We start from the raw sequence: 13,871 nt of genomic DNA, 5'->3' as shown, positions 1-13,871 counted from the left end.
AGGACCCGGCACGCCCGCGCGAGTTCTCGCATCCACCGCTTTCGAGGAACGTTCATGACTCATGATACAGCGCACGACAGTATTTGGCAGATGCCGCTCGATGACTTTCGCGACGCTCTGGCCCTAAAGCCCATGCCGGGCTGCGGTGCCGCGGCCGCCGTCAGCGCAAGCCTGGGCCTGGCGCTGATACTCAAGGGGCTACACCTTGGCCAGCAGCACGCGCAAAGCGATGACCGTCAGGCGTTGATCGACGAGGGAGAGGCGTTAAAACAGGCGCTGTCGCCGCTCGCCGACGAGGACGTGGCCGCGTTCGAGGCGATGATGGACGCGCTTAAGCGCCCCAAACGCTCATTTGATGAGAAAGCCGCCCGGCGCGAGGCCATCCAGGCGGCGGCGAGCCGCGCCGTTCAGGTGCCGCTGGACACCGCCCGGCGCTGCCTGGAGGCGCTCACGCTTGGCCACCAGGCGCTTTCGCACATCGAGGCACAGTTTGAAAGCGATGCCACCGCCGGCGCCTATCTGCTTCACGCCGCGGTTCAAAGCGTGCTGCTCAACGTCAACGCCAACCTGGAGGCACTTGGCGACGAGCAGACCAAACAAAACGCACGCGCGGCACAGAACGAGATTCGTGAGCAATCCCGGGCGCTGATCCAGGGGTTCGAGGCGCCCGCATCATGACCGGTAGGTGGCCTCGAAGCGCTGGCGCAGCTGGTTTTTCTGCACCTTGCCCATGGTGTTGCGCGGGAGCTCGTCGACGAAGAACACCCGCTTGGGCTGCTTGTATTTGGCCAGCCGCCCTTGAAGGTGCTCGAGAATCGTTTGCTCGCTGGCCTCGGCGCCGGGCTTGAGCACGACCACGGCGGTCACGCCCTCGCCGAAATCCGGGTGGGGCAGGCCGATCACGGCGGATTCGTCGACCGGGTCGAGCTCGTCGATCAGCTGCTCGACCTCCTTGGGGTAGACGTTGTAGCCGCCAGAGATCACCAGGTCCTTGTCGCGCCCGACGATATGCACGTAGCCCTGGGTATCGCGCAGGGCCAGGTCGCCGGTGATGAAAAAGCCGTCGTCCAGCAGCTCCTCGCGGGTCTTTTCCGGCATGCGCCAGTAGCCGATGAATACGTTGGGCCCGCGTACATGGAGAATGCCGATATCGCCGTCCTCGACCTCCCGGCCGGTCTCGCGGTCGATGATACGAATCTCGACCCCGTCCAGCGGCATACCGACCGTGCCGGCGCGCCGCTCGCCCTCATAGGGGTTGGAGAGGTTCATGTTGGTTTCGGTCATGCCGTAGCGCTCGAGAATGGCCTGGCCGGTTTTCTCTTCAAAAGCCTGATGAGTTTCCGCCGTGAGCGGCGCCGAGCCCGAAACGAACAGGCGCATGTTGGCCGTTGCCTTTGGCGTCAGGCGCGCATCCTGAACCAGCCGGGTGTAGAAAGTGGGAACGCCCATCATCACGCTGCCCCTCGGCAGCTCCTCGAAAATCACGTCGGCGTCGAATTTGGGCAGAAAGAGCATGCACGCGCCGGCCATCAGCACCACGTTGCAGGCGACGAACAGGCCGTGGGTATGAAAGATGGGCAGCGCATGGATGAGCCGGTCCTCGGCGCTGAAGTGCCACGCCCGGGCCAGCGTTTTGGCGTTGGAGGCCAGGTTTTGATGTGTCAGCATGGCGCCCTTGGAGCGCCCGGTGGTGCCGGAGGTATAGAGAATGGCGGCCAGATCCTGGGATGAGAGCTTGGCGATCTCCTCCTGCGGCGGCGCCTGCGCGGCTTTTTCCCACAGCGTGCCGTCGGCACTTTGCCCCAGCGTCTCTACCGCGGGGCAGCCGGTTTTCTCGGCGATCTCGCGCGCCTCTACCAATGATGACGGGGCACAGACGAAGAGCGCAGGCTCGGCGTCGCTCAGGAAATAGTCGATTTCATCGCCGGTGTAGCCGGTATTGAGCGGCAGGTAGACGCCGCCGATGCGCAGGCAGGCAAGATAGAGCAGAATCGCTTCCGGGCTTTTCTCGACCTGCACGGCCACGCGGTCGCCTTTCTTGACGCCCAGGGCGACGAGCGCACCGGCCAGGCACGCGCTTTTATCATGGGCGTCACGGTAGGTGTAGCGCCGGCCTTCGCGGGTGGTGATGAAGTCGGCCGCCGCGCGCGCGTTCATCGTTGCGGCAAAGGTGTCGAACAGGTTGTGATTCATTTGGACGTCTCTCCCTTGGCCAGCGTTTTTCTCGCCCGACGGGCCAGGTCGCGGACCTCGCTTGTGCAGGCCACGGCCTTTTTGGCGGTGTAGTTTTCGTGATTGCGTTCGATGTCGTCCAGCACGTAGAGGTAGTTGACCATGAGCCCCGTCGCCTGCTGGACGCCCTTGGTCGAGGTGTCGCCCAACCAGTTGATGCGATGAAGCTCGGCGCCGTTGCCCAGGTGAAAGCGCGCCACCGGATTGAGCGGCAGCCCCCCTGGATGTTTGACATCGACCAGATAGTGGGCCGCCAGCGGCTTGATCACCTCTTTCAAGCGCTCCTCGCGCTCGCTGTCCGCCGGCCAGCCCGGGGTGTCGAGCGCCTTGAGCGCCGTCTGAACCTCTTCCGACCAGTGGGCGCTTTGGCGCTGTTCTGAAAGCCACTGGGCAAAGCCCGGCACCGGTGAAAGGGTGACGAAGTACCTGAGCTGGGGAAGCTCCTGTTTGAGCTCCTGCACGACCTGCTTGATCAGGAAATTGCCAAACGAGATGCCGCGCAGACCGGTCTGGCAGTTGCTGATGCCGAAAAAGGCCGCAGTATCGGCGTTATCCGGCTCCTTGAGGCCGCTCTCCTCGCCCTTGAGAATCGGCTGTATGCGGTTGGGCAGGCCCTTGTGCAGCGCCACCTCGACGAAGATCAGCGGCTCGTCGCCGATCGCCGGGTGAAAGAAGGCGAAGCAGCGACGGTCGCGCGCGTCCAGTCGCCGGCGCAGATCGTTCCAGTCCTGAATCTCGTGCACCGCTTCGTAGCGGATGATCTTTTCGAGAATCGAGGCTGGCGTGTTCCAGTCGATGCGCTTGAGCATCAAAAAACCGCGGTTGAACCAGGAGCCGAATAGGTGGGCGAAGTCTTCGTCGATAGGCGCAAGCGCTGGCTGCTCGCGCAAAAGCCCGAGCAGGTCCTCGCGCATCTTGACCAGGTCGAACGTGCCGTCGCTTGCCAGGTTCAAACGCCGGAAAAGCTCCTGACGCCGGGGCTCGCAGGCCTCGAACAGCGACTGAAGCGTGAGGTTGTCCCGCGCTTTCGCGTACGCCGCGTAGGCGGTGTCGATCTGCGCCGGGTCGGCGGCGAAGTCCGCTGCCAGACGCTCGAAGAAGGTGGTTTTCTCGCCGGGCGAGAGGCGCTGGTAGAGCGCCAGCGCTCTACTGGCCAGCGCAATACTCGACGCCTCGCCGTCGCTTGCCATCAAGGCGTTGCACGCCTTGATCAGTTGGTGATGATCCGGCGTCACCGCCTCCGGCTGCTTGCGCCGCAACAGCGCATCACGCTGGGTGATGTTGTTGAAAAGCTCCTGTAGAAACGTCATGTTCACGATGCGCCTCCTTTAGCCCATGATCAGGTTGGGCAGCCACAAAGCGATGCCGGGGAACAGGCACAAAAGCAGGATGCCCAGCACCATGCACAGCGCGTAGGGGAGGCTTCCCAGCAAAATGTCGCGCAGCGAAATATCTGGCGCGATGCCCTTGATGATGAACAGGTTGAGCCCCACCGGCGGGGTGATCAGGCCGATCTCCAGGTTGATGGTCAGGATGACCGCGAACCAGTAGGGGTCGAAATCGGCGGCCAGTATGATCGGCAGCAGAATCGGCGCGGTCATGACGATGACCGCCACCGGCGGCAAAAAGAAGCCGGCGACCAGCAGGAACAGGTTGATGACGCCCATCAGCAGCCAGCGGTTGACCTCCAGATTGGCGATCGCCTCGGCGACGGTCTGGGTGATGAACATCGACGAGAGCGCATAGGCGAACACCTCGGCGGTGGCGATCACCAGCATGATCATCACGCTTTCGCGCAGCGAGTCGCGCATGATCAGCTTGATCGGCCCCACCTGCCACATGCGGTAGATGATCACCGCCAGGGCGAGGCAGAGAAATGCACCGACGCCGGCGGCTTCCGACGGCGTGGCCACACCGCCGTAGAGCGCGAATAGAATGCCCGCGACCACGGCGAGGAAGGGCAGCACCCGTACCAGCGCCTTCAGGTTGGCATCGACGTTCTCCTTGACCGTTTGGGTGAGCTTTTCCGCCGAGGCCGCCATGGGATTGTTATATCCACCGGCCATCTTGCAGGCGATCATGGTCCACACCATGAACAGCCCGGCCAGCATGAACCCGGGCACGACCCCGGCAATGAATAGCCGCCCGATCGAGGTCTCCGTCGAGATGCCGTAGATGATCATGGTGACCGAGGGCGGAATCAGAATGCCCAGCGTGCCGCCGGCGGCGATGCAGCCCGCGGCCACGCCATCGGGGTAGCCGCGCACGCGCATCTCTGGAATGCCCATCTTGCCGATCGCCGCGCAGGTGGCCGGCGACGAGCCGGAAAGCGCGGCGAAGATGGAGCAGGCACCGATATTGGACACCGCGAGCCCGCCGGGTAGCCGACCCATCCAGAGATCCAGCGAGCGGTACAAATCGCGCCCGGTTGGCGAGGAGGCCACCGCCGCGCCCATCAAAATGAACATCGGAATGGCGATGAAGCCGAACTCGGCGATACGGTCGAAGAAGGTTTCACCGAAGTAGGTAAGCTCCGAAGGTCCACGGTCGTAGAGCAGGGCGAGCAGCGACACGCCGCCGAGGGCAAATGCGATCGGCGTGCCGATCGCCATCAGCACAATCAAGCCTACCGCCACCACGATACCTAGCGTGATTGGATCCATGGTTAGCCCTCCCCGCGCAGAATGTCGGCCACGTACTGCAGCGACAAAAGCGTCGCGCCCAGCGCCATGGGCAGAAGCGCCGGCCAGAGCGGCGGGTTCCAGACCGAGCCGGTGGTCCAGCCACCGTGAAACGCCTCGATCACGTAGACCCAAGCGCCGTAGGCAAGCGCGACGCAAAAGCCCAGCCCGAAGAGCGCGGCGATCAGCTGCATCGCGCGCTTGACCACGCCCCCAAGGGCGTCGGGTAAAATGGTGATGGCGACGTGGCCCCCGGTCATCAGCACGTAGGGGCTTCCCAGCAGCATGGCGCCGGTCACGGAGAAGATGGTGAACTCGGTTTGCCAGCTGGTGCTCATGCCCAGCGCGTAGCGGATGAACACCATTTGGCAGATCGCCAGCACCCCGGCGATGAACAGCGCGCAGGCGAGATAAGCAAAAAAGCGCGAAAGTATATCCATGGAGCGGATATACCCGCCGATGACCCCGGCGCGCGCGGCGGGGCGTTGCGTCGTTGTAGTCGTCATAAAGGCCTCATCGAGCTAAGCGGGCGATACCCCTGGCCACTGCCTGCGTACTGACGCGCGAAGTGGCCAGGGGGGAGCGTGAGTAAGGGCTTACTCGACCGCTAATGCCGCATCGATGATGGCCTGCCCGTTGGGAACGCTTTCGGCGAAGTTCTTGTAGGAGGTCTCGCGGGCAATATCCAGCCAGGCGTTGTAATCCTCTTCGCTCATGCTGACCACCTCGACCCCGTTCTCCTCGTAGACATCGACCATCTGCTGGTCGATGGCCGCGGCCTCTTCGGCGAAGAACGCCTCGGCGGCTTCACCGGCCTCCATCAGCGCGGTCTGTTGCGCCTCATCAAGGCCCTGCCAGACCTGCTCGGAGATCAGGATGGGCTCGTACATGAACCACAGCGCAAAGTCGCCGGGCTGGGTCATGCAGTCGACCTGCTCGAAAAGCCGGTAGGAGATGAACGACATCGAGGAGGTGTTGGCAGCGTCGAGCACGCCGGTCTGCATGGCGGTATAGATCTCGGAGGAGGGCATCGAGGAGATCGAGGCGCCGGCGGCTTCGAGCATCTCTTCAAACGCCGGGCCCGCCGCGCGGATATTCTGGCCTTCGATCGTGTCCGGCGAGGTAATGCACTGCTGGCTCGAGGCGAAGCCGCCGGAAAGCCAGGCATCTGCCAGCACGCGGGCGCCGCCGTCGATGATGACCTCCTTGATCATCGCCATGTACTCGGAGTCGTTGAGGCGTTGGGCGTGCGCCTGGTTGCGCACCAGCCCCGGCATCAGCGTCGCCGAAAACTCCGGGTGGCGGCCGCTGGCGTAATCCAGCGGAAGGGACGTGATATCGAGGCGGCCGCGGGTAAGGGCGCCCCACTGTTCGCGCGCCTTGAACAGCGACTGACCGGGATAGACTTCGATGGTCAGGCCTACATCGGCGGCGGCCACGTCGCGGGCCATCATCTGGACCATTTCATCGCGAATGTCGCCCTGGCCACCGGGAAACTGGTGCGAGGCGCGTAGAACGGTATCGGCAGAGGCGGCGGATGCGCAGAGCGCAAGGGCGGTCGCCATCGGGAGTACGATGGGTTTCATGGGGCATCTCCAACGTTTGTTTTTGTGTGTTTGGAAGCGCTTTTAATGTTCATCAGTGAGACTGATGTATATTTCAATAGCGTTTCAGTGTGCTAATGTCAAGAAGCATGCATAACAAAAATAAACGTCAAGCACGAGGAAAAGCCATGGTTTCCACCAAGCGCTCCAGCGCTCAGCGACTGCGCGACAGTCTCGAAGACGACATCATCAACGGCCGACGAAAACCCGGCGAGCGGCTCGACCCGGAAGAACTTGGCCGTGCGTTCAACGTGTCGCGCACGCCGGTTCGCGAAGCGTTTCAGCATCTGGTGGCGAGCGGGCTGGTCACCGTGTCGCCCAAAAAGGGCACCTTCGTGGCAAGCGTGGGGCTTGACCGGCTCATCGAGATGTTCGAGGTCATGGCGGAGCTCGAGGGCATGTGCGCTCGGCTGGCGGCGCGGCGCATCACCGAGACGGAGCTCGACGCCCTGCAAGTCGCCCATCGGCGCTGTGAGGCCGCGGCGCTGGCCGGCGACACCGACGAGTACTACTACGAAAACGAGCGCTTTCACGAGTGCATCTACGCCGCCAGCCATAATACCTTTCTGGCCCTCGAGGCGCGTCAGCTCAAGCAGCGGCTCAAGCCCTACCGGCGCCTGCAGCTGCAGGTCCGCCAGCGCATGCGTGGGTCGCTAGCCGAGCATCAAACGATCGTCGATGCGATCACCCGGGGCGACGCCGCCCAGGCCGAGCAGGCGCTTTGCGAGCACGTGTTGATCCAGGGCGAGCGGTTCAGCGACTTCGCCGCCAGCGTTCATCGCCTTCAAGCCCCGGTAGGCTCGACTGGCTAGGGTGATGTCCCGATCGGTGGGATGATGGTCCTTGCCGACACGACGCCGGCGGCGGACACTGGGCCTACCCTCTCGATTCGGAGACGCTGCGTGACGCGCCCCATCGCCTTCATTGCCTACCCCGACTGCCAGATGCTCGATATCAGCGGACCCTGGCAGGTCTTTGCCACTGCCAACAAACTCAGCGGTGAAACGCGCTATCGCTTGAGCCTCGCAGCAAGCACGCCGGGCATGATCACCACCAACGGCGGCCTCGCGGTTCAGGCCGATTGCGCCGTCGGCGAGCTGTTACGTCAGCCGCTCGATACGCTGTTGGTCGCCGGCGGCAGCGGCGTGATGCAGGCCCGCTTTGATCCGGCCCTGACGGCGGCGCTTTGTAAGCTTTCGCCCAACGTGCGCCGGCTGGGGTCGATCTGCAGCGGGGCGTTTCTGCTGGCCGAGGCGGGGCTTCTGGACGGCTGCCGCGTGACCACTCACTGGCGCCGGGCCGAGCAGCTGGCGCGCGAATATCCGCGCCTTGCCGTCGAGCCCGACGCGCTGTATCTCGAAAGCCGCGGGCGCTACACCAGCGCCGGCGTCACGGCGGGTATCGACCTGGCGCTTTCGCTGGTCGAGGCCGACCAGGGGGCCACGCTTGCCGGGCAGATCGCCCGGGAGCTGGTGATGTTCTTGCACCGGCCCGGCGGGCAGTCGCAGTTCAGCGAGATGCTGCAAGGTCAAGGCCGCGCCGGGCCACTCAAGCGGCTTTTGGATGTGCTTCACGCCGACCCCGGCGCCGCGCACAGCCTCGAGAGCATGGCGGCGGTCATGGCGGTCTCGCCGCGCCACCTCACCAGGCTGTTCAAGCGCCACCTGGCGCTCACCCCCGGCACCTACCTGACCCGGCTGCGCCTGGAGCAGGCGCGTGGAGCATTGCTCGATGCCCCGAACGTGTCGCTCGAACGGCTGGCGGGGCGCTGGGGGCTGGGCGGCGCCGAGCAGCTTCGCCGGCTCTTTCAGCGCCACTACGGCGTTTCGCCGTCCGTTTACCGCCAGCGCTTTCACCACGGGTACCGCGAACCCCTTCAAGGAGAACCCCCATGCCGCTAACGGTCATCCTGCTATCGCTTTGCCAGGCGCTGCTGGTCAGCGGCAACATCCTCTTGATCGCGGTCTCGCCGCTGGTCGGCGCCGCGCTCGCCCCCAGTGCCTCACTTGCCACGATGCCGGTGGCGAGCCAGTGGCTGGGACTGATGTGCGCCACCGTGCCCGCCTCCCTGATCATGGGCAAGCTTGGGCGCAAGCGCGGCTTCGTGCTGGGTAATCTCGTCGGGCTTTTGGGCACCGGGGTGGCCATGGCGGCGCTGACGCTGGGCCGCTTCCCGCTTTTCCTGCTCGCGACCTTTTTGATCGGTGTGGGCATCGGCTTTGGCCAGCTCTACCGCTTTGCCGCGCTGGAAGCCGCCGAGGCGCGCCACCGCGAGCGCGCCCTGGGGCTGGTCATGGGCGGCGGCTTGCTCGCCGCCTTCGCCGGCCCCTGGCTTGCCCGGTTCAGCCGCGAGCTCGCCGACATACCGTTTTTGGCAAGCTTTGCGGGGCTCGCCATGCTCTACGTGCTCGCGCTGGGTCTGCTGCTCGTCACCCGGCTCCCGCCGGCATTCAGTGAGGCGTCGACGGGCGAGCAGCGCCCGCTGGGCGAGATTCTGCGCCAGCCCGCCTTCCTGGTGGCGGTCGTCTCGGCAATGGTCGGCTACGCGGTGATGAACCTGGCGATGACGGCCACGCCCTTGGCCATGAGTCACGTCGGGCACGGCTTCGATCACGTGGCCATGACCATTCAGTGGCACGTGGTGGCGATGTTCGCGCCGTCGTTTTTCACCGGGCCCTTGATCGCCCGGCTGGGCGCTCGCACGGTGATCGTCGTGGGCTGCCTGCTGCTGGCGGCGAGCACGCTGGCCGCTCAGTTCTCGCTCAGCGTTGCCGGCTTCAACGTGGCGCTGGTGCTGCTCGGCCTTGGCTGGAACTTTACGTTCCTGCCGGCCACCGGGCTCGTCGGCCAGGCCTGGCGCCCGGCGGAGAAAGCGCGGGTGCAGGCAGCCAACGAGTTTCTGGTGTTCGGCGCCGTGGCAGTGTCGGCGCTCGCGGCCGGGCCGCTGGTGAGCACGCTCGGCTGGGCGGCGCTCAACGCGTGGCTGCTGCCGGTGTCGCTGTTACCCATTGCCTTGCTGGCCTGGCAGCGCTACCGGTAGGATCGTGCTTTTGATAAAGAGCGAGTCTCCATGATAGCCAAACGAGAGCGCGGAAGAGTCGAGCGCGCGCTGGTCGATTCACTCACTCGCGCCTGCGAGGAGGCCAAGTTCGAGCTCGACGGGTTCGTCTGGCTTACCCACGAGGTGGATTACGGCCACTTTCCAGCAAGCCTGCGCGTCATCTGGGTCTTCGATACCGACGCCCACTTGGCCCAGGCGCTGAAAGGGGAGGGTCAGCAGCGGCTGGAGGCGCTGACGACGGTGGCGCTCGAGGAGGCCGGCGTGGCTATCGAAACCCCTGCCCGGCACATCGAGGTTGATAGCGAACAGGCCTGCGCACGTACCCACGGGGGCGACTGGCGGCGCCGGTTGCGCGATAAAGGGGTCAAGCACTGATGGCTCAGAAGATCGAAAGTCCCTGTATCGGGGTTTGCCAGCTCAAGAGCGGGCTTTGCACCGGCTGCGGGCGCAACATGGACGAGATCAGCCGCTGGTCTTCCATGAAGCGCCCGGAAAAGATGTCAACGCTCAAACGCGCCGAGCAGCGACGCAAGAAGCTCGCGCGCTGAACGCCTTCTGTCGGCCAGCTTCTGCGCCGGCTAATCCCTTTCCAGGCACCAGCCCTCGGTCAGCGACAGCGCCACCGGCTGGCCAAGCGCCAGCGCGTGCGGGTGGTAGGCCATGAGCGCGGTGCCATCCAAAAGGCGCAGGTGCAGCTCGAAGCGCTCGCCGCGAAACGTCTGGTGCTCGACGCAGGCGATCAGATCCTGATCAACCGGGGCATCCGGCTTGATGCGAACGTGCTCCGGGCGCACCAGCACCGGCTGGGTGCGGGCTTGGGCAGGGGCGGCCAGGCCCTGCATCAGCGCGGCCTCTTCAAGGCGCTGGCCCGGGGCACCGGCGGCGATGTGAAGCTCGCTGCCCTGGCCGATGAAGCCCGCTACCCACTGGCTTCTAGGCTCGCGGTAGAGCGTTTCGGGCGTGGCCCACTGAACGAGGCGGCCGTCGCGCATCACCGCGATGCGATCCGCCAGCGCCATCGCCTCGCTCTGGTCGTGGGTCACGTAGACCATGGTGGCCTGGGTGCGGCGGTGAAACGCGTGAAAGCTCTGCTCCATGGCGGCGCGCAGGTGGCGGTCCAGGTTTGCCAGCGGCTCGTCGAGCAGCACCACCGCCGGGTCGGTGACAAGACATCGGGCAAGCGCGACGCGCTGGCGCTGGCCGCCGGAAAGTTGCTGGGGCGTGCGGCTGGCGTAGCCTTCGAGCTCTACCAGCGCCAGCGCTCGCTGAACGCGTTCGTGGTAGGCCTGGCCGCGCACCTTCTTGAGCTTGAGCGGGTAGCCGACGTTGTCCGCCACGCTCATGTGCGGCCATAGCGCGTAGGACTGAAACACCATCGCCATGTGGCGCTGCTCCGGCTCGACATGGTGCGAAGCGCTTGCCAGCAGCGACTCATTCAGGCGGATCTCGCCGCGGGAGACCGGCTCGAAGCCCGCCAGCATGCGTAGCATCGTGGTCTTGCCGCAACCGCTGGGGCCAAGGAGCGCCACGAACTCACCGGGCTCCACGGTGAGCGACAGGTCTTCGACGGCGGCGTGCTCGCCAAAGAACTTGCTCACACCGTCGATACTCAGCGCTGCCATGGAACGACTCCCTTGGGTAGACGAGGCGCCAACAGGCTCAAGGCGAGCATCAGCACGGCGACCATCGCGACCACCAGTATCGATACCGCCGAGGCCAGCACGCTTTCGCCGCCTTCCTCCAGATTGAAAATCAGCACGCCCAGGGTTTCGTTGCCGGCGCTCCACAAAAGCGCCGACACCGTGAGCTCGTTCACCGCGAGCAAAAACACCAGAAGCCCGCCGGCGAACAGCGCCGGCGCCACCAGCGGCAGCACGATCGTCGCCATGCGGCGCCAGGGCCCGGCGCCGGCGAGTTGGGCGGCCTCCTCGAGCGACGGGTCGAGCTGGGCAAGACTCGCCGCCACCGGCTTCAAACACACCACTAAAAAGCGCGCCAGGTAGGCGATGAAGATCAGCGTCAGCGTGCCGTAAAGCGCCACGTCGATGAGCGGAAGCGGCCGCACGAACAGCAGAATGCAGGCGATGGCGAGCACCACCCCGGGCAGCGCGTAGGGCAGCTCCACCGCGCCGAGCGCCAGGTGCTGTAGCCTGGGCGACAGCCGGTAAAGGCGGTAGGCCAGAGGCAGGCTCGCAGCCATCAGCAAAAGCGCGGCGCCGCCGGCGAGCCACAGGCTATTGCTCACCGCACGCCAGGTCGCGCCCTGGCGGCTCAGCACCTCTTCAAACGCCGCGAGCGTGGCGGTAGTGGCGTTCAGCGGCACGCCCATGGCGGGCACCAGCGAGCTGATCATGAGCGCCAGCAGTGGGGCGATTAGAATCACCAGCAGCACGATGACCATCAGCGCCGTGATGGGCAGCTTGAAACGCCCCAGCGAAAAGTCGTGGGCGCGGCCGCTGTGGCCGGTCAGCCCAAAGCGGCTTTTGCCCATGAAATGCTGCTGAAGCGCCACGCCGAGAAGCGCAATCACGCCGATCAACAGCGACAGCGACGCCATTTCCGGCAGCACCCCGGTGCCGAAGCTCGCCATGCGCTGGTAGATCAGCGTCGGCAGCACGTAAACCCCGGCGGGGATGCCGAGCATGGCCGGAATGCCGAAATTACCCAGACTCGAGATGAACGCCATGGACGCCCCCGCCACCAGAGCGCCGCGTGTGACCGGCAGCACGATATGGCCCCATACCTGGGACTGGCGGGCGCCACTGATGCGCGCGGCTTCGATCAATTCCCGCGGCAGCGACAGAAGCGAGGTGCGCAGCGCCAGAAACACCAGCGGCGCTGCCTGAATGCCGAGCAGTAGCGCGATGCCTTCGGCGGAGTAGAGCGGCTGGGGGCTGCCGAGCGCCGGCGCTACCCCTAAGCTCTTCAGAAGGGGGCTCGCCGGGCCGAAAAGCTGCAGCCAGGCAAGGGCCGTCACCTGGGGCGGAATCATCATCGGCAGCATGAAGCAGAACACCAGCACCGCTTTTCCGCGAATGTCGGTCAGGGTGATGACGAAGGCAAAGAGGCTGCCAAGCACGAGCGCGATCAGCATCCCCAGCCCCGAGGTGTAGACGCTGTACCCGAGCGCCCGCCAGGTGGCGCCACTTTGTAGCACGCGCACAAGCGGTGCGTCGCTGCCGAGATTGAGATCTCCCAGCGCCTCGAATAGCAGCCGCGCGCTGGGGGCCAGGCTCAAGATGACGATGACGAGCGTCAGCGCCGTCAGAAGTCGCCGTTGCTGGCCGCCGGCACCGATCTCGAAGGCCACCATCAGCCGCCGAACAGCTCGCTAAAGCGCGCCTTCAGCGCCTCTTCCTGCTCGAGGGCCTGGGCGGTATCCACCGGCATCAGCTCGATGGTATCCCGCGCCGGAAAGCCGTCCGGCGGGGCGGTGCCGTCGCGGGCGGGCAGGTAGCCCTGGCCGCTGACCAACTCTTGGCCTTCCTGAGAGAGCACGAAGTCGACGAACTGCTGGGCGGCGTCGACGTTATCGGCATCCGCCATGATCGCCACCGGCTCGGTCACTGCGCTTACGCCCTCGTCGGGAAACACGAACGCGACCGGCGAGCCCTTGGCCGCTTCGCGAATCGGCAGAAAGTCCACCACGATGCCGTAGGCCTTGGTGCCCGCCGCCACCGCGTTGAAGACGCCGCCGTTGCCGCTTTGCGCCTCGACGCGATTGTCGCGAAGCCCTTCATAGTAGGCGTCACCCAACTCCGGGTTGTCGGTGAGCGCTGCCATGTGAATCAGCGCCGCCCCCGAGTAGAGCGGGCTCGGCATGGCGACCAGACCCTCGTAGTCGGGGTCGAGCAGGTCCTGCCAGCTCGACGGCTGGTGGTCGGCGCCGGTGTTGTAGACGATGCCGGTGGTGATCAGCTTGGTGCCGTAGTAGTAGCCTTCCGGGTCGAAGAGGCTTGAATCGAACGCTTCGCGCTCCGGGCTCTGGTAGGGCTGCAGGTGGCCATCATTCTTGAGCGACTCCATGGTCATGCTGTCCGCAATCAGCAGCACGTCCGGGTTGCTCACGCCGGCGGCGAGCTCCGAGCGAAGCCGCGTCATCAAGCGCGTGGTGCCGTCGCGCACCCACTCCACCTCGATCTCCGGGTGCGCTGCCATGAAGGCATCGACGGTCTGCTGAGCGTCGCTTTGCGGCTGGCTGGTATAAAGCGTCAGGGTTTCGGCGGCGCTGATGGTAGAAAGCGTAAGGGTCGAAAGCGCAACGGCAAGGCAAAGCGGGCGTTTGAGCATGGG

The 13,871-nt window shown here is 65.1% G+C and carries 14 protein-coding genes; 6 read left to right on the top strand and 8 right to left on the bottom strand.

Going from position 1 to position 13,871, the window contains the following annotated elements; all coding sequences use genetic code 11:
• Positions 1–54 precede the first annotated feature (54 nt).
• Positions 55–678, top strand: coding sequence for a cyclodeaminase/cyclohydrolase family protein (locus RN346_RS14830; protein WP_311961562.1), 624 nt, complete (start codon positions 55–57; stop codon positions 676–678).
• On the opposite strand, the gene RN346_RS14825 is transcribed toward RN346_RS14830, so the two are convergent.
• From RN346_RS14825 to dctP, 5 genes are all read right to left on the bottom strand, one after another.
• The gene (locus RN346_RS14825) at positions 673–2,193 is read right to left on the bottom strand and encodes a malonyl-CoA synthase (protein ID WP_311961561.1); all 1,521 of its coding nucleotides are present in this window, start codon (positions 2,191–2,193) and stop codon (positions 673–675) included. The two genes, RN346_RS14830 and RN346_RS14825, sit on opposite strands and share 6 nt — an antisense overlap.
• Complete coding sequence (locus RN346_RS14820) at positions 2,190–3,548, bottom strand: malonyl-CoA decarboxylase (RefSeq protein WP_311961560.1); 1,359 nt, start codon at positions 3,546–3,548, stop codon at positions 2,190–2,192. The genes RN346_RS14825 and RN346_RS14820 overlap by 4 nt, the downstream gene beginning before the upstream one ends.
• A gap of 12 nt (positions 3,549–3,560) precedes the next feature.
• Positions 3,561–4,895 (bottom strand): TRAP transporter large permease, encoded by a 1,335-nt coding sequence (locus RN346_RS14815; protein WP_311961559.1) that lies wholly within the window; start codon positions 4,893–4,895, stop codon positions 3,561–3,563.
• 2 nt (positions 4,896–4,897) lie between these two features.
• The gene (locus tag RN346_RS14810; protein WP_263586058.1) at positions 4,898–5,419 is read right to left on the bottom strand and encodes a TRAP transporter small permease subunit; all 522 of its coding nucleotides are present in this window, start codon (positions 5,417–5,419) and stop codon (positions 4,898–4,900) included.
• Between the two features lie 90 nt (positions 5,420–5,509).
• A complete protein-coding gene (gene dctP, locus RN346_RS14805) occupies positions 5,510–6,499 on the bottom strand; it encodes a TRAP transporter substrate-binding protein DctP (protein WP_311961558.1) in 990 nt (329 codons plus the stop codon).
• A 146-nt stretch (positions 6,500–6,645) separates the two neighbouring features.
• Here dctP and RN346_RS14800 point away from each other — a divergent pair, with 146 nt between their 5' ends.
• From RN346_RS14800 to RN346_RS14780, 5 genes are all read left to right on the top strand, one after another.
• Positions 6,646–7,329 carry a GntR family transcriptional regulator gene (locus RN346_RS14800; RefSeq protein ID WP_311961557.1) on the top strand — a complete coding sequence of 228 codons (684 nt, stop codon included), beginning with the start codon at positions 6,646–6,648 and terminating at the stop codon, positions 7,327–7,329.
• Positions 7,330–7,419: 90 nt separating this feature from the next.
• Positions 7,420–8,418 (top strand): GlxA family transcriptional regulator, encoded by a 999-nt coding sequence (locus tag RN346_RS14795; protein WP_263586061.1) that lies wholly within the window; start codon positions 7,420–7,422, stop codon positions 8,416–8,418.
• Entirely contained in the window at positions 8,409–9,557 is a 1,149-nt protein-coding gene (locus RN346_RS14790; RefSeq protein ID WP_311961556.1) for an MFS transporter, read from the top strand. Before RN346_RS14795 ends, RN346_RS14790 begins: the two co-directional genes overlap by 10 nt.
• A 30-nt stretch (positions 9,558–9,587) precedes the next feature.
• The gene (locus tag RN346_RS14785; protein ID WP_263586063.1) at positions 9,588–9,953 is read left to right on the top strand and encodes a hypothetical protein; all 366 of its coding nucleotides are present in this window, start codon (positions 9,588–9,590) and stop codon (positions 9,951–9,953) included.
• A complete protein-coding gene (locus RN346_RS14780) occupies positions 9,953–10,126 on the top strand; it encodes a DUF1289 domain-containing protein (protein ID WP_263586064.1) in 174 nt (57 codons plus the stop codon). Before RN346_RS14785 ends, RN346_RS14780 begins: the two co-directional genes overlap by 1 nt.
• A gap of 30 nt (positions 10,127–10,156) precedes the next feature.
• Here RN346_RS14780 and RN346_RS14775 read toward each other — a convergent pair whose 3' ends face one another.
• The 3 genes from RN346_RS14775 to RN346_RS14765 are packed head-to-tail and all read right to left on the bottom strand — an operon-like array spanning position 10,157 to position 13,868.
• Complete coding sequence (locus tag RN346_RS14775) at positions 10,157–11,200, bottom strand: ABC transporter ATP-binding protein (protein WP_311961555.1); 1,044 nt, start codon at positions 11,198–11,200, stop codon at positions 10,157–10,159.
• Positions 11,188–12,891 (bottom strand): iron ABC transporter permease, encoded by a 1,704-nt coding sequence (locus tag RN346_RS14770; RefSeq protein WP_311961554.1) that lies wholly within the window; start codon positions 12,889–12,891, stop codon positions 11,188–11,190. Before RN346_RS14770 ends, RN346_RS14775 begins: the two co-directional genes overlap by 13 nt.
• Positions 12,891–13,868, bottom strand: a complete 978-nt coding sequence (locus tag RN346_RS14765; protein WP_311958758.1) for an ABC transporter substrate-binding protein — start codon at positions 13,866–13,868, stop codon at positions 12,891–12,893. The genes RN346_RS14770 and RN346_RS14765 overlap by 1 nt, the downstream gene beginning before the upstream one ends.
• Positions 13,869–13,871 lie beyond the last annotated feature (3 nt).

The organism is Halomonas sp. PAMB 3232 (assembly GCF_031954225.1).
GTDB lineage: Bacteria > Pseudomonadota > Gammaproteobacteria > Pseudomonadales > Halomonadaceae > Vreelandella.
This window is presented reverse-complemented; position numbering and strand designations above follow the sequence as displayed.